The sequence below is a fragment of the Burkholderia sp. BCC1998 genome (assembly GCF_905339875.1).
Taxonomy (GTDB): Bacteria; Pseudomonadota; Gammaproteobacteria; order Burkholderiales; family Burkholderiaceae; genus Burkholderia.
In genome coordinates this window covers 164136-180852 of the sequence record NZ_CAJPHE010000012.1, presented here as the reverse complement: position 1 = coordinate 180852, position 16717 = coordinate 164136, and the positions used below count along the sequence as shown (strand labels likewise).

The 16717-nt window shown below is 69.3% G+C and carries 10 protein-coding genes; 4 read left to right on the top strand and 6 right to left on the bottom strand.

What is annotated here, in order from left to right:
* Positions 1-8: 8 nt before the first annotated feature.
* Entirely contained in the window at positions 9-623 is a 615-nt protein-coding gene (locus U5A56_RS21520) for a glutathione S-transferase family protein (protein WP_044846169.1), read from the bottom strand.
* A 467-nt stretch (positions 624-1090) separates the two neighbouring features.
* On the opposite strand from U5A56_RS21520, the gene U5A56_RS21515 reads away from it, so the two are divergent.
* Positions 1091-1648 (top strand): sugar O-acetyltransferase, encoded by a 558-nt coding sequence (locus U5A56_RS21515; protein ID WP_321924446.1) that lies wholly within the window; start codon positions 1091-1093, stop codon positions 1646-1648.
* 2188 nt (positions 1649-3836) lie between these two features.
* A complete protein-coding gene (locus U5A56_RS21510; RefSeq protein WP_321924444.1) occupies positions 3837-7409 on the top strand; it encodes an indolepyruvate ferredoxin oxidoreductase family protein in 3573 nt (1190 codons plus the stop codon).
* 88 nt (positions 7410-7497) lie between these two features.
* Here the strand turns inward: U5A56_RS21510 and U5A56_RS21505 are convergent, their stop codons facing one another.
* Positions 7498-9165, bottom strand: coding sequence for a Na+/H+ antiporter (locus U5A56_RS21505; RefSeq protein WP_321924442.1), 1668 nt, complete (start codon positions 9163-9165; stop codon positions 7498-7500).
* Positions 9166-9456: 291 nt separating this feature from the next.
* Here U5A56_RS21505 and U5A56_RS21500 point away from each other — a divergent pair, with 291 nt between their 5' ends.
* Both U5A56_RS21500 and U5A56_RS21495 read left to right on the top strand, forming a co-directional pair.
* Positions 9457-10743 carry an EAL domain-containing protein gene (locus U5A56_RS21500; protein WP_044846173.1) on the top strand — a complete coding sequence of 429 codons (1287 nt, stop codon included), beginning with the start codon at positions 9457-9459 and terminating at the stop codon, positions 10741-10743.
* Positions 10744-10820: 77 nt separating this feature from the next.
* Positions 10821-11546: a copper homeostasis protein CutC gene (locus U5A56_RS21495; RefSeq protein WP_044846174.1), complete on the top strand. Its 726-nt coding sequence runs from the start codon at positions 10821-10823 to the stop codon at positions 11544-11546.
* A 187-nt stretch (positions 11547-11733) separates the two neighbouring features.
* Here the strand turns inward: U5A56_RS21495 and bioB are convergent, their stop codons facing one another.
* From bioB to bioA, 4 genes are read right to left on the bottom strand one after another with little or no spacing between them, the layout of a single operon-like run.
* A complete protein-coding gene (bioB, locus tag U5A56_RS21490) occupies positions 11734-12753 on the bottom strand; it encodes a biotin synthase BioB (protein WP_044846175.1) in 1020 nt (339 codons plus the stop codon).
* A gap of 36 nt (positions 12754-12789) precedes the next feature.
* Positions 12790-13509 (bottom strand): dethiobiotin synthase, encoded by a 720-nt coding sequence (bioD, locus tag U5A56_RS21485; protein WP_321924440.1) that lies wholly within the window; start codon positions 13507-13509, stop codon positions 12790-12792.
* Positions 13506-14717, bottom strand: coding sequence for an 8-amino-7-oxononanoate synthase (gene bioF, locus U5A56_RS21480; RefSeq protein ID WP_321924438.1), 1212 nt, complete (start codon positions 14715-14717; stop codon positions 13506-13508). The genes bioD and bioF overlap by 4 nt, the downstream gene beginning before the upstream one ends.
* Positions 14717-16060 (bottom strand): adenosylmethionine--8-amino-7-oxononanoate transaminase, encoded by a 1344-nt coding sequence (gene bioA / locus U5A56_RS21475; protein WP_321924436.1) that lies wholly within the window; start codon positions 16058-16060, stop codon positions 14717-14719. Before bioA ends, bioF begins: the two co-directional genes overlap by 1 nt.
* Positions 16061-16717 lie beyond the last annotated feature (657 nt).

The window sequence follows — 16717 nt, the reverse complement described above, 5'->3', positions numbered from 1 at the left end:
TTCCCGCGTCACGCATGCAGCAGGCGCGCCGCTTCGCGCTGTTCGACCGCGACCGCGCGGCGATGGCCGTCGCGATCCTCGGCGCGCGCGACGTAGTCGCCGAGCACGCCTTCGTGCGGCAGCAGGTGCGCGTCGAACGCGATCTTCAGCGTGCTGGCGAGCAGCAGGTCGGCCGCGGTGAAGTGATCGCCGACGAGCCAGCGGCTGTGGGCGAGCGTTTGTGCGAGCGCACGCTGCACGCGCGTGATGTTGCCCCAGCCGAAGGCGACCGGATTGCCCGACGCGCCGGTGAATTTCTCGGCCATCGCCGGCTCGAGACAGGTGGGCGTGAAGAACATCCACTGCAGGAAGCGGCCGCGCAGCGGATCGTCCGGTGCAATGCCGAGCCCGGCGCCCGGGCAGCGATCGGCGAGATAGAGCAGCACGGCGCCGGATTCGGCGAATGGTTCGCTGCCGTCGTCGAGCGCGGGCAGCTTGGCCATCGGATTGACCTGGACGAACGCGTCGCTGCCTTGTTCGTGCGATCGCAAGTCGATCGGCACGAGCTCGTAGACGGCGCCGATTTCCTCCAGCATCCACAGCGCCCGGAATGCCCGGGTCTTCGGCCAGTAGTAGAGCTTCATCGCGCCTCCGCGTATGGGTGTGCGTGTGTCGGGTCGGTGGATGCTCAAGCGTACCCGAGCGGGAGAGGTTCGGACAGGGGCGGACGGCGAGAATGGCGGAGCCTGGCGCGGGCGCGGGGCGTGCGTGTCCGGGCGGATGCGGGCGGCTAGGGAATTTCCCGCAAAGCCTTGTATGGCGGAAGTTCATGAATTAACTAGTCATGAAACAATTAGTTTGAGATTGACGTATGCGTGCTCGGCTACAGCGGTCACGACCCTGCTGTTCCGCTGGCTTTGCAGCAGCGTCGGCGGCTGCCCGCACGCACCCGGACGATGGCCGTCGGCGGGGCGCGAAACGTGGAAACCGGGTGACCCCGCGCGGGTCGACCGAATGACTGAATTCAGGGCGATGCGATCGTATTCGACGAGTCAGGCGCTGCGTGATGCGCGGCGTCGCCGGTTCGATCGCGCACGGAGAACGGCAACGAATGGCGAACGACGATCGCACCACGATCATTCCCCGGCGCACGCCGGAATCGGCCGCGATGCGCGCCGAGCTCGGGCGGACGATGGCGATCACCGCGCGGCTCAACCGTCTGACGTTCGACGATGCGGACGACGTCCGTACATTGTTCGGAGAACTGATCGGAAGGGCGATGGACGACGGTTTTCTGCTGATCCCGCCGTTTTATGCGACGGGCGGCGCCGATACGCGGATCGGCCGCAACGTGTTCATCAACCAGAACTGCACGTTCTATGATCTCGGCGGCCTCGACATCGGCGACGACGTGATGATCGGGCCGAACGTCAGTCTCATCACGTCGGGCCATCCGGTCGAGCCGTCCCGCCGGCGCGACGCCGTCGTCGCCCGGCCGATCGTGATCGGGAGCAACGTGTGGATCGGCGCGGGTGCGACGATCATCGGCGGCGTGACGGTCGGCGAGAATTCGGTTGTCGGCGCGGGTGCCGTCGTGACGCGCGACGTCCCGCCGAATACGCTGGTTGGCGGAAGCCCGGCGCGGATCATCCGTTCGATTGCCGAATGACGGCGCTTGCGGCGCCGTCCGCTTCGGCGCGGATGTGGACAACCGGGTTTCCGCCCACTCGAAACGCTGTGGATTCGAACGGTGAGCGTGCGTCCGGAGGCCGAATTTTGCGGGGCTTTCCGGCATCCGGCGCCGATCGCGGGCAGGCGTGTGAACCGACGTTGCCGCAGCGCCCGCGATGAATTTTTTCGCCGCGTCGGTTGTGGATATCACGGCCTCGCAACCACTCGGCAGACTGTGCATTTCACCGGTGAGTGCGACCGGATGCGGCCGGATGCGCGATGCAGGGTGTGGACAACCGGGAATCGCGACGACGAAAAATGCTGTGCCTTTGACCGGTGAGCGCCGCCGACCGATCGCGCGTGAGACTTGCCTGGTGCGGACTTCCGGGCGTCGCACGAAATCCGGAGCGCCGCGCATTCTAACGGCGAGTGCGGATCGGCGATAGAGCCGCGCACGCATCGCGGTGTGGATAACCTGCCGTGGAATTCACTCGAAGCGCTGTGTATTTCAATGGTGAGCGTCGGTACCCGGACGGGTCAGGTGTCGACTTGCGTGCCCGTTCCCGATCTTCGACGCGGCTTCGGGGTCGCGCATTCTAACCGCACGCGCGATCGCGCGTGCCATTCGCGTGCTTGCCGCGATGTGGATATCCGGTCGCCTAAAGCAGTCGACGTGCTGTGTCTTTCGGTGGAGAGGGCGCGCGCGTGCTGCTCTGCCGCGTCGGTGCGACTGCGGATGCGTGGGCTTCGGCGTGGTTTGCATGTGCTGCCGGTCACGCCTGAATCGGCGCTTTCGTGCGACACCGTGCCTTCGCTCACCATCGAATTTCACAGTGTTCCGAGTGGTCGGGGATCGAGCTATCCACACCCGAGTCGGCGTCCTCGTTCGACTGCCGTGCCGTCGCTCACCGTCGAATTTCACAGTGTTCCGAGTGGTCGCGGGTCGAGCTATCCGCACCCGAATCGGCACCCTCGTTCGACTGTCGTGCCGTCGCTCACCGTCGAATTTCACAGTGTTCCGAGTGGTTGCGGATCGAGCTATCCACACCCGAATCGGCACCCTCGTTCGATTGCCGTGCCGTCGCTCACCGTTGCAAGTCACAGCGTCTCGAGTGGTCGCGGATCGAACTATCCACACCCGAATCGGCACCCTCGTTCAATCGCCGTGCAGTCACTCACCGTTGCAAATCACGGCGTTTGGCGTTGTCGTGGGGCGGGCTGTTCGCATCCGGATCGGCGCTCACCGTCGAAATGCACAGCGTTTCGAGTCGTCGCGGGTTGGGCTGTCCACACCCGGATCGGCATCCTTGTTCGATTGCGTGCCGATGCTCATCGTCGAAATTCACTGGATTTTCAGCGCCTGGTGTGGGCGATATCCAAACCCGTGCCGGCACCTCGTCCGGCGACGCGACTGCACGCGCCGACGAACGCCAAGGCCGTGCGGGCGCTTGCGGCGGCGGGCCCATCCACACTGAAGCGCGCTGTCCCGCGTCGCCCCGACGCTCCGAAAAGTCGCGAAGGCGGACGGCGGTGTGGATATCGCGCTGCCGAATCGACTCGCAAACCTGTGCATCCCACAGGTGAGGACGAACGCCGCGTCGTCGGGGCAGGAATCCGACGGTGTGGATATCTTCCGCCAACATCGACTCGCCGCGCTGTGAATTTCGACGGTGAGCGTCGGCATCCGCTCGAACCGCGGACCGATCGAGGTTTGGACATCCGGCCTCCGGCTCGACTCGAAACCCTGTGCAACCGAATGGTGAGCGCGCGGGCCAGCCCGAAACGCAGCCCCGGCATTGTGGACATCCCGCACCCGCGACCAATCCGAACGCTGTGCATTCGATGGGTGAGGGCGCGCCCGTTCCACCACCCGAGCCCTTGCCGCACGGCCTGCGAGCGCCCGCCGCCGCGCCCGCGGTCCGCCTCCCGCGCATTCCGGCCTTTTCGAGGCAACCCGCCTGCCCACCCCGACACGCCCCGAACAGCCGCCCGCCACCCCGCGCGAAAAATCTCTCGATTTCCGACCGAAACCTGCGCAGTTTTTCTCGCTCCGGCGTCATCCGAGCAAGATGAGAAAAAACTTTCTCGTCTCCCCGCGAAAAAATAGAGCCATCCAGCCGCAGCCCCGGCCGGCGTCGCCCGACGCCCCGTGCGCGGCCCAGAACACACAATCAGGAGACATCCCCATGACCGCCCGCCTGCCCGTCGACGGCACGCCCGCTCTATCCGACTACCGCCTGACCGACAACCTGACCGCCACGCGCGGCCGGATCTTCCTGACCGGCACGCAGGCGCTGGTCCGCCTGCTGCTGATGCAGCGCGCAGCCGATACCGCGCAGGGCCTGAACACGGCCGGCTTCGTCAGCGGCTACCGCGGCTCGCCGCTCGGGATGGTCGACCAGCAGCTGTGGAAGGCGAAGAAACTGCTCGACGGCAGCGGCGTGCGCTTCCTGCCCGCGATCAACGAGGAACTCGGCGGCACCGCCGTGCTCGGCACGCAGCGCGTCGAGGCGGACCCGGAGCGCACCGTCGATGGCGTGTACGCGATGTGGTACGGCAAGGGTCCCGGCGTCGACCGCGCCGGCGACGCGCTGAAGCACGGCAACGCATACGGTTCGTCGCCGCACGGCGGCGTGCTGGTGGTGGCCGGCGACGACCATGGCTGCGTGTCGTCGTCGATGCCGCACCAGAGCGACTTCGCGATGATCGCGTGGCACATGCCGGTCGTGAACCCGTCGAACATCGCCGACATGCTGGAGTTCGGCCTGTACGGCTGGGCGCTGTCGCGCTACTCGGGCGCCTGGGTCGGCTTCAAGGCGATCTCGGAGACCGTCGAGTCGGGCTCGACCGTCGATCTTGACGCGCTGCAGACGCAATGGCCGGCGCCCGGGGGCTTCACGCCGCCGGCGGGCGGCCTGCACAACCGCTGGCCCGACCTGCCGAGCCTCACGATCGAAGCGCGCCTCGCCGCGAAGCTGGACGCGGTGCGCCACTTCGCGCGCAGCAACAGCATCGACAAATGGATCGCGCCGAGCGCGCACGCGAACGTCGGCATCGTCACGTGCGGCAAGGCGCACCTCGACCTGATGGAGGCGCTGCGCCGGCTCGACCTCACCGTCGCCGACCTGGAGGCGGCCGGCGTGCGGATCTACAAGGTCGGCCTGTCGTATCCGCTCGAGATGACACGGATCGAAACCTTCGTCGACGGCCTGTCGGAAGTGCTCGTCATCGAAGAGAAGGGCCCGGTGATCGAGCAGCAGATCAAGGACTACCTGTACAACCGCGCGGACGGTGCGCGCCCGCGCGTGCTCGGCAAGCACGACGCCGAAGGCGCGTGCCTGCTGTCCGAGCTCGGCGAGCTGCGCCCGTCGCGGATCCTGCCGGTGTTCGCCACCTGGCTCGCGCGGCACAAGCCGGCGCTCGACCGGCGCGAGCGCGTCGTCGATCTCGTCGCGCCGCAGATCCTGTCGAACGAGGCGGACGCGGTGAAGCGCACGCCGTACTTCTGCTCGGGCTGCCCGCACAACACGTCGACGAAGGTGCCGGAAGGCTCGATCGCGCAGGCCGGCATCGGCTGCCACTTCATGGCGTCGTGGATGGAGCGCGACACGACGGGCCTGATCCAGATGGGCGGCGAGGGCGTCGACTGGGCCGCGCACGCGATGTTCACCAACACGAAGCACGTGTTCCAGAACCTCGGCGACGGCACCTACTTCCATTCGGGCATTCTCGCGATCCGCCAGGCGGTCGCCGCGAAAGCGAACATCACGTACAAGATCCTCTACAACGACGCGGTCGCGATGACGGGCGGCCAGCCGGTCGACGGCAGCATCTCGGTGCCGCAGATCGCGCGGCAGGTCGAGGCGGAAGGCGTGTCGCGCTTCGTCGTGGTGTCCGACGAACCGGAGAAGTACGACGGTCATCACGGGCTGTTCCCGAAGGGCACGACGTTCCATCACCGCAGCGAACTCGACGCGGTGCAGCGCGAGCTGCGCGAGACGCCGGGCGTCACCGTGCTGATCTACGACCAGACCTGCGCGGCCGAGAAGCGCCGCCGCCGCAAGAAGGGCGAATTCCCCGACCCGGACAAGCGGCTGTTCATCAACGACGCGGTATGCGAAGGCTGCGGCGACTGCGGTGTGCAGTCGAACTGCCTGTCGGTCGAGCCGCTCGAGACGCCGCTCGGCCGCAAGCGCCGCATCGACCAGTCGTCGTGCAACAAGGACTACTCGTGCGTGAACGGCTTCTGCCCGAGCTTCGTGACGGTCGAAGGCGCGGCGCTGAAGAAGGCCGCGGGCGCGGCGTTCGACGAAGCCGCGCTCGCCGTGCGCGTCGACGCGCTGCCGGTGCCCGCGACCCATCTCGATGCGGCGCCGTACGACATGCTGGTCACCGGCGTGGGCGGCACGGGCGTCGTGACGGTCGGCGCGCTGATCAGCATGGCCGCGCACCTCGAAGGCAAGAGCGCGTCGGTGCTCGACTTCATGGGCTTCGCGCAGAAGGGCGGCTCGGTGCTGTCGTTCGTGCGGATCGCGTCGAGCGACCGGTGGCTGAACCAGGTGCGCATCGACACGCAGCAGGCCGACGTGCTGCTCGCGTGCGACATGGTCGTCGGCGCGAGCGCCGAGGCGCTGCAGACGGTGCGCCACGAGCGCACGCGGATCGTGGTCAACACGCACCGGATTCCGAACGCGTCGTTCGTGCAGAACCCCGACGCGAACCTGCACGCGGATGCGCTGCTCGAAAAAATGCATCACGCGGCCGGCGACGGCTACCTGTCGAGCTGCGACGCGCAGGCGCTCGCCGCGAAATTCCTCGGCGATTCGATCGGCGCGAACATCCTGATGCTCGGCTACGCGTGGCAGCTCGGCCTCGTGCCGGTGTCGCTCGCCGCGATGATGCGCGCGATCGAGCTGAACAACGTCGCGGTGCCGATGAACAAGCTCGCGTTCGCGATCGGCCGGATGGCGGCCGGCGACGCGGCGGGCCTCGACGCATTGTGGAACGCGCGTCACGCGGTGGCCGTGCAGGTTGTGCCGGAGACGCTCGCCGAACTGATCGCCGATCGCGAGGCGCGCCTCGACGCCTACGGCGGCGTGCGTTACGTCGAGCGCTACCGCGCACTGGTGAACGCGGCGCGCGCGAAGGGCGACGATGCGCTGACGCGCGCGGTCGCGACGACGTTCTACCGGCTGCTCGCGGTGAAGGACGAATACGAGGTTGCCCGGCTGTATGCGGACGGCGCGTTCCGCACGGCGCTCGAAGCGCAGTTCGAAGGCGTGCCGGGGCAGGACTATCGCGTGAAGTTCAACCTGGCGCCGCCGACGGTCGCGAAGGCCGGCCGCGACGGCAGCGTGCCGAAGAAGCGCGTGTTCGGCCAGTGGATGTGGCCGGTGCTCGGCACGCTCGCGCGCGTGCGCAGCCTGCGCGGCACGTGGCTCGATCCGTTCGGCCGCACGGCCGAGCGCAGGATGGAGCGCGCGCTCGCGGACGACTACGAGACGACGCTCACGCGCGCGCTGGCCGCGGTGACCGCCGGCAATGCGGCGCAGGTCACGCAGCTGGCAGATCTTCACGCCCGCGTGCGCGGCTTCGGTCACGTGAAGGTGCGCAACCTCGCGGGCGTGAAGCGTGCGGAGCGCGAGCTCGCGCTGCAGCTCGGCATCGACGCGGCGACGAGTGCGGCAGTGCAGCACGCGCTCGACGAGATGAAGGGCGCGGGAATGCTGAAGGGGATTCCGGTCGTCGTCGCGAAGTAACGCCGCGGCGGGCGGATGTGAAAACGGCGACGCTCGTGCGTCGCCGTTTCTTTTGAGCGGCCGTGCGATCGCACCGCGGCGCAGCCGCTCAGACGAGTCCTTTCTTGCGTGTCGACAGCGCCGTTTCCGACAGGTCGATCTCGCGGATCAGCTTCGTCAGCGTCTCGTCGGAAATCCTGCTTTCGCTGCGCAGCCGGTACAGCACCGAACGTTCCGCGCGCACCGCCGCGATCCGCATCTGCAGTTCCATCGTCTCCGCCTGCTTGGCTTGCGCGCGCGGGGTCGGGCCGTCGTCGGCGAGCGCGGCGAGGCGGCGGCGGTACTGGTCCATCACGCGCGCCGAGATGTCCGCGCAGCGCGCGGCGCCCGATTCGTCGAGATCGGCCGAGATCGCGTCGTGCGACGAGTCGATCGCGCGGATCGCGGCCTGCGCGGCGGCCGCGCGCGCGGTGCGCTCCTCGTCGGCGAGCGGGTTGCGCGTCGAGCGCACGCCGCGCAGCAGCAGCGGCAGGCCGATCACCGCGACGATCAGCGAACCGAGAATCACCGCCGATGCGACGAAGATCGCGGTGTCGCGCCCGGGCAGCGGCGCGCCGTCGGACAGCGCGACGGGGATCGACAGCACGCCCGCGAGCGTGACCGCGCCGCGCACGCCGCCGACCGTCATCACCGCGATCGTGCGCACGCCGGCCATCGTGCCCGCGAGGCCCTGGCGCGCGGCGCGGCGGCTCGCGATCCAGCGCAGCAGCCAGACCCACAGGAAGCGGATCGCATAGAGCGCGATCATCATCGCGCACACGTTGAAGATCATCCGGCCGACGAGCGCGTCGCTCGTGTGGTGCGCGTCGACGAGCGCGCGGCCGATGATGTGCGGCAGCTGCAGCCCGAGCATGATGAACACCATGCCGTTGAACACGAACTCGATCATCGCCCACGTGCTTTCGGCCCGCACGCGCGACGCGACGGTGCTTTTGCGGGAGAAGCTCGTGTAGTTCATCATCATCCCGGCCGACACGGCCGCGAGCACGCCCGACAGGTCGAGATGCTCGGCGAACAGATAGGCGGCGAACGGCACGAGCAGCGTCATCACGATGCCGGGGGCCGGATCGCCTTCCTGCTCGGCGTTCAGGAAGCGCGTCGACAGCGCGCTGAACCCCCACGACACGAGCGCGCCCGTCGCGAGCCCGCCGGCGGCGACGATCACGAACGTGATCGACGCATCGCGCAGCGAGAACACGCCGGTGAGCGCGGCCGCGACCGCGAACTTCAGCGCGACCAAGCCCGACGCGTCGTTCATCAGCGCCTCGCCTTCGAGGATGTGCATCAGTTGCGGCGGGATCCGCCCCTTGCCGGCGATGCCCGACAGCGCGACCGCGTCGGTGGGCGACAGCACGGCCGCGAGCGCGAACGCGATCGGCAGCGGCAACTCGGGTATCAGCCAGTGCGCGAAATAGCCGACTGCGAGTACCGTCATGAACACGAGCCCGAACGCGAGCATCAGGATCGCGCGGCGCTGCAGGTACAGCTCGCGTTTCGGAATCCGCCAGCCGTCCGCGAACAGCAGCGGCGGAATGAACAGCAGCATGAAGATTTCGGGATCGAACGTGACGTGCAGGTTCAGCTTCGGCCACGCGAGCATCGCGCCGAACGCGATCTGCATCAGCGGCAGCGGAAGCTGCAACGGCAGGATGCGTGTGACCGCGCCGGACAGCGCGACGGTCAGCAGCAGGATCAGGACTGTGAAGACGATTTCCATCGAGACGGCGATTGCGGAGAATGAAACGACCGTACGGAGTTTAGCGTGACGACGCGGCGGGTGCGTTCGAGTGCGCCGGTGCGCATGCACGTGAACGGTGCATCCGGCCTGCGCCATGCTGGTGCGGCGGCGCCGCACGCAGGCGCGGCGCGCGTGTTCGGCCCTTGCACGGACCTTGCTTGATGCTTGCCTACCGTCCGGCACCGGCCGGACAACCGAGGATTCCACCATGACATTGCGCGCGCCGTCTCAACCAACCGCCGCGTTCGGCTGCATCACCAGGAGGGCGCCATGACGATCGCGCAACAGGAGCGTCCGGCCACCGCATCGCCGTATCGTTTCGAGCGGGAGATGAGCTCCGGCCTCGAGCGCCTGGCGACGCAGCATCACGACCTGTCGCTCACGACCGTGTTCCAGCCGATCTTCAGCCTGTCGCACCAGCGCGCGGTGGGCTACGAGGCGCTGCTGCGCGCGCATGACGCGCTCGACCGCGCGGTGTCGCCGCTCGACGTGTTCGGCGAGGCCGCGCGCCAGGGCGAGTTGCTGCAGCTCGACCGGCTCGCGCAGGCGCTGCATCTCGAGAACTTCGCGCTGCTCGGCGCCGAGCGCGAGTGGCTGTTCCTCAACGTGCATCCGGGCGTGCTGACCGACCCGTTCCAGGCCGCCGCGCTGTTCGCGAACCTGAAGCGGATCGGCATGCCGCCGCGCCGCGTCGTGCTCGAAGTGCTCGAACAGCGCGCGGAAGACGTCGAGCGGCTCGCCGAGGCCGTGCGCGAATTCCGCGCGCAGGGTTTCCTGATCGCGCTCGACGATTTCGGCGCCGGTCACTCGAACCTCGAGCGGATCTGGCAGCTGAACCCGGACATCGTGAAGCTCGACCGGATCATGCTGTCCCACGCGGCGCACCGCACGGGGCTCACCGCGATCCTGCACGGGCTCGTCACGCTGCTGCACGAGGCCGGCAAGCTGGTGCTCGTCGAGGGGATCGAGACCGAGCACGACGCGCAGATCGCGCTGTCGTGCGAGGCCGATTTCGTGCAGGGCTATTTCTTCGGCCGCCCGGCCCCCGGGCTACCTGACAGCGCGGCCGCGACCGGTTGCATCGGCGAGCTGACCGAGCGCTTTCGCCAGCAGACCGAAGCGCGCGAGCGGCGCGACGCGCAGCGGCTCGCGCCGTACCTGCGCGCGTTCGAGCGCGCGGCCGAGCGGGTGGCGGCCGGCGAGCCGCTCGACGAGGTGTGCTGGAACTTCCTCGCGCTCGACGATGCCGCGCGCTGCTTCCTGCTCGACGCGCGCGGCCGGCAGGCCGGCCGCAACGTCGTGCTGCGCGCGGACCGCGCGCTCGCCGAGGCGCGCTTCTCGCCGCTGTCGGATGCGCAAGGTGCGAACTGGCTGCGCCGGCCGTATTTCCGCACGGCGATCGCCGAGCCCGGACGCGTGCAGGTGACGCGCCCGTACCTGTCGATCAACGAGGCGCAGCCGTGCGTGACGCTGTCGGTGGCGGTGCGCATCGGCGATGCGCAGCACGTGCTGTGCGGCGATATCGACTGGATCGACGAGGAAGCGGGCGGCGCATAGCGACGGCCGGCATGCTGGCGCGGTTCATGCCGCTCGGCTAGGATGCGCGAATTGTCCTGACGATTCGCGAGCCGCCGATGAACCGCACCGCCGCTTCCTCCGTTCTCCTCGAAGTGATCGCCACCACCGTCGGCGACGCGAAGGCCGCTGCCCGCGCGGGCGCCGACCGGCTCGAGCTCGTGACCGCGATCAGCGAAGGCGGGCTCACGCCGAGCGTCGGCCTGATCGAGGCCGTCGTGGCCGCCGTGGCGATCCCGGTGAACGTGATCGTGCGCCCGCACAGCCGCGCGTTCGTCTACGACGCCGACGACCTGCGCGTGATCGAGCGCGACGTGCGCGCGGCCGTCGCGGCTGGTGCGAACGGCGTCGTGTTCGGCGCGCTCGATGCGCGCGGCGACGTCGATCTCGATGCGCTCCAGCGCATCGCGGCGGCCGCGGACGGGCGCGACCTGACGTTCCATCGCGCGTTCGACGTGTCGCGCGACCTCAATGCCGCGTTCGACGCGCTGCTGCGCGTGCCGGCCGTCACGTCGGTGCTGACCTCGGGCGGCCATCCGTCGGTGCTCGACGCGGTCGCGACGATCACGCGGCTGGTGCGCCAGGCGGCAGGCTCGACCTGCACGGTGCTGGCCGGCTCGGGCCTCACGATCGACGCGGTCGGCGATTTCGTTCGCGCGACCGGCGTGCGCGCGGTGCACTTCGGCTCGGGCGTGCGGCCGCGCGGCGAGGTGCTGGCACCGGTCGACGAACAGCGCGTCGCGCGCGTGCGCGCGGCGCTCGACGGCGCGGCCGCACACGTGTGACGCGCAGGCGGAAGTCGCGCCGACGCGCACGCTGACGATCGGGCTCGACGCTTCGATCCGGCACGCGGGCAAGACCGCGATGCGCGACGCGCAGGCCGGCCCGGCGCAGACGATCGGACGAAAAAAAACCGGGGCATGCCCCGGTTTTTTCGTCTGCAACCTTCGCAGAACGACGCGAGGCCGGCGCTTACGCGTTCTCCGCCAGCGCGTCGGCCTGGCTCGCGCGGATGCCGAGGCGCTCGAACAGCGCGCGGTCGCGCTGCGTCTGCGGGTTGCTCGTGGTCAGCAGCTGGTCGCCGTAGAACATCGAGTTCGCGCCCGCGAGGAAGCACATCGCCTGCATCGCGTCGTCGAGCTGCTCGCGGCCGGCCGACAGCCGCACGACGGCCTTCGGCATCGTGATGCGCGCGACCGCGATCGTGCGCACGAACTCGAACGGGTCGAGCGGTGCGGTGCCTTCGAGCGGCGTGCCCTCGATCGCGACGAGGTTGTTGATCGGCACCGACTCCGGATACGGGTTCAGGTTCGCGAGCTGCGAGATCAGGCCCGCGCGTTCGCGGCGCGATTCGCCCATCCCGATGATGCCGCCGCAGCACACGTTGATGCCCGCGTCGCGCACGCGGTCGAGCGTGTCGAGACGATCCTGGTAGGTGCGCGTCGAGATCACCTGGCCGTAGAACTCCGGCGACGTGTCGAGATTGTGGTTGTAGTAATCGAGGCCCGCGTCGGCGAGTTCCCTGGCTTGCTCGTCCTCCAGCATGCCGAGCGTCATGCAGGTCTCGAGGCCCAGTTCCTTCACGCCGCGCACCATCTCGGTCAGCGCCGGCATGTGGCGCTCCTTCGGGTTGCGCCATGCGGCGCCCATGCAGAAGCGGCTCGCGCCGTTCGCCTTGGCCGCGCGCGCGGCGTCGAGCACCGCGTCGACGTCCATCAGCTTCTCGGCCTTCAGGCCCGTCTCGTGGTGCGACGACTGCGAGCAGTAGCCGCAATCCTCCTCGCAACCGCCCGTCTTGATCGACAGCAGCGTCGACAGCTGCACCGCGTTCGCGTCGAAGTGCTCGCGATGCACCTGCTGCGCGCGGAACATCAGGTCGTTGAACGGCAGCTCGAACAGCGCGACGACGTCGGCGACGCGCCAGCGCTGCGGCGCCGGAGCGGCCACGGGGATCGCGTCGGGTTGCACGGCGGCGGTCTGGGCTTGGGTCATGGTGGTTTTCCTGTCGTGAATGCGGGGATCGAGGCGTCAATGCTGCGCGCGGCGCAGCGTGTCGACGAGCGCGGCGATGTCGAGCATCGCCGCGGCGGATTCGGGGGCGGCCGGCGCCAAGTGCGCGATGCGGCCAAGCAGCGGCGCGCGATGTTCGCGCGCGAGCCAGTCGCGGATCGTCGCGACGTTCTCGTCGGCGTACGACATCGCCGGGTCGACGTGGTTCGCGACCCAGCCGGCGAGCGTGAGGCCGCGCCGGCGAATCGCGTCGGCCGTCAGCAGCGCGTGGCTGATGCAGCCGAGCCGCATGCCGACCACGAGCACGACCGGCAGGCCGAGCGCGACCGCGAGATCGGCCGTGTCCTGCGTGTCGTTCAGCGGCACGCGGAAGCCGCCGACGCCTTCGACGACGACGACGTCCGCGCGCGTGAGCGCCTCGCGGTGGCTCGCGACGATCGTGTCGAGGTCGATCGTTACGCCTTCCTGCGCGGCGACGATGTGCGGGGCGGCCGGCGCCTTCAGCAGGAACGGCGTGCGCAGCTCGGGCGGCAGCACGACGTTCGCGGCCGCGTCGAGCTGGTCGGCGTCCTCGTTGCGCCAGACGCCGTCGCGTTCATACGCGCCGGCGGCGACGGGCTTCAGCGCGGCCGCGCGCAGGCCGTGACGTGCGAAGCCGTGCAGCATCGCGGCCGACACGAAGGTCTTGCCGATCTCGGTGTCGGTGCCGGTGACGAAGAGGGAAAGCGGTGCGTTCATGCGGTTTGCTCGCTGGCTTCGATGAGTGCGGTTTCCAGCCGCGCGAGATCGTCGAACGAATGCGCGGCCGACAGCGAGATGCGCAGGCGCGACGTGCCGGCGGGCACCGTCGGCGGCCGGATCGCGGGCACCCACAGGCCGTGCGCGTCGAGCGAACGCATCGCCGCGAGCGTCGCGTCGTTGCTGCCGATCACGAGCGGCTGCACGGCCGTGTGCGAGTCGACCGGCTGCCAGCGTGTCATGCGCAGCAGCGCGCGCGTGCGCTCGATCAGCGCGGCGAGGTGCGCGCGTCGCGCATCGCCTTCGTCGCCGGCGATCACCTTCAGGCTTGCCGATACCGCATGCGCGACCGCGGGCGGCGCCGCCGTCGTGAAGATGTAGCTGCGCGCGCGCTGGATCATCCATTCGATCACGGTCTCGTGCGCGATGACGAACGCGCCCGCGACGCCGGCGGCCTTGCCGAGCGTGCCGACGTACACGAGGTTCGGCGAGCGCAGCGCGGCGGCCGCGAGCGCGCCGCGGCCCTGCGGGCCCAGCACGCCGAAGCCGTGCGCGTCGTCGACGACGAGCCACGCGCCGTGGCGTTCGGCCAGCGCGACGAGTTCGGCGAGCGGCGCGAGGTCGCCGTCCATGCTGAACACCGTATCGCTGACGATCAGCTTCGTTTCGGCGTCCGACGCATCGAGCAGCGCGGCGAGCGCCACCATGTCCGCATGCGGATAGACCTGCACGTTCGCGCGCGACAGCCGGATCCCGTCGATCAGCGACGCGTGGTTCAGCGCGTCGGAGAAGATCGTCGCGTGTTTGCCGGTGAGGGCCGTCATCGCGGCGAGGTTCGCCATGTAGCCGGTGCTGAAGTACAGCGCGCGCGGCGCATCGGAGAAGCCGCCCGCGAAGCCGGCGAGTTCGTCCTCGAGCGTCGCGTGCGCGCGCGAATGGCCGCCGAGCAGATGCGAGCCGCCGCTCCCGGAGCCGTAGCGCCGCGCGCCTTCCGCGAACGCGGCGACGAGCGCCGGATGCGCGGCGAGGCCGAGATAGTCGTTGCTCGCGAAGCCGACGATGTCGCGGCCGTCGACGCGCATGTGTGCGTCGCACGCGGTGTCGGCGGTGCGGCGCACGCGGCGCAGGCCCTGCGCATCGAGTTCGGCGAGGCCGCGCTGCAGCGTGTCGAGCAGCGGCGTGGTCGTTTTCGGTGACGGCTGTTTCATCACGCTGCCTCCGCGAGTGTCGCGTCGAGCGTGTCGCGCGTGCGTTGTGCGAGCCACGCGATGTCGTCGTCGCTCATCACGTACGGCGGCATCAGGTACACGGTCGTGCCGATCGGGCGCAGCAGCAGTTCGCGTTCGAGCGCGCGCTCGAAGAAGCGTCGCGAGAAGCCGCGTGCCGCGTCGCCGTCGAGCGCGACGTCGAACGCGAACAGCGTGCCGCGCTCGCGCAGGTGACGCACCTGCGGGTGCGCGCCGAGCGGCGCGAGCGCGGCGCGCATCGCGGCCGACTTGCGCGCGTTGGCGGCGAGCACGTCGTCGCGCGCGAACAGGTCGAGCGTCGCGACGGCCGCGCGGCACGCGAGCGGGTTGCCGGTGTACGAATGCGAATGCAGGAAGCCGCGCGTGGTGTCGTCGTCGTAGAACGCCGCGAACACGTCGTCGCGCGTGAGCACCAGCGACAGCGGCAGGTAGCCGCCGCTGATGCCCTTCGACAGGCACAGGAAATCGGGCCACACGCCGGCCTGCTCGCACGCGAAGAAGGTGCCGGTGCGGCCGCAGCCGACCGCGATCTCGTCGGCGATCAGGTGCACGCCGAATTCGTCGCACAGCGCGCGCAGCCCGCGCACGTACGACGGATCGTGCATCGCCATGCCGGCCGCGCATTGCACGAGCGGCTCGACGATCAGCGCGGCGATCCGGTCGGCGCGTTCGGCGAACAGGCGCCGCACGTCGTCGAGCGCGCGGCCCGCGACGTCGGCTGCCGTCTCGCCCGGCAGCGCGCCGCGCGCGTCGGGCGACGCGACCACGTGCGCGTTGCGGATCAGCGGGTCGTACGCGTCCTTGAACAGCGCGACGTCGGTCACGCCGAGCGCGCCGATGGTCTCGCCGTGATAGCTGTTCGCGACGCACACGAACTCGCGCTTGTCCGCGCGGCCGCGGTTGCGCCACGCGTGGAAGCTCATCTTCAGCGCGATCTCGACCGCCGACGCGCCGTCCGACGCGAAGAACGCATGGCCGAGCGTGCGCGCGGTGAGCGCGTGCAGCCGCTCGGCGAGCTCGATCGCCGGCTCGTGCGTGCAGCCGGCGAGCATCGCGTGCTCGAGCGTGTCGAGCTGGTCCTTCAGCGCCGCGTTGATGTCCGGGTTCGCGTGGCCGAACAGGTTCACCCACCACGAGCTGATCGCGTCGAAGTAACGGCGGCCGTCGCGGTCGTACAGCCACAGGCCCGCGCCGCGCGCGACGGGAATGAGCGGCAGGCGCTCGTGGTGCTTCATCTGGGTGCAGGGATGCCAGACCGCGCGCAGGCTGCGCGCGACCCAGTCATCGGTGGCTGGCGTACTCAAGGCGACTCCGGGGAGTAAAACGGCGGCGGGTATCGAACGGGACACCGCGCGGCGACAGACGGAAAACGCGCTGAGATTAGCGTGTTCCGCCGCGCGTTGCACTACCGGTTACAAACACCGCAAAGCCTTGCCGGGCGGGAGTTCGGCGCAGATCCGGGGTGCTCGGGACGGTACGCGCCAGATGCCCCGAAATGACCGCAGATGACGACGTTCGAGTGACACCCCCCGACAGAAAAAAATCGTCGGGCAGGCGGGCGCGGGAGGGGTGAAAAATCGGGGCGGGAAGGGAAAAGGGGCGCGAAGTGTGGCGCAATGCGACCGGCAACTAGCAACCCGCGACCTGCGACCTGCGAATGGCGACTAGCGACTAGCGACAGGCGACAGGCGACCGGCGACCGGCGACCGGCGACCGGCGACCGGCGACCGGCGACCGGCGACCGGCGACAGGCGACCGGCGACCGGCGACCGGCGACCGGCAAATGGCGCGTTGAATCAGGCGCCGCTGGCGTTCGGAAAAGGCGGGAAAAGGCGGGAAAAGTCCCGCAAAGGCTCTCAGCGGATGTTACGAGAGGGGTGCTCAGCCCGCTGACTCACAAGAGCGCGAGAACCGGCATGCGAACGCCGTTGCGGACCGCGCGCTCACGAAACGGAAGAGGG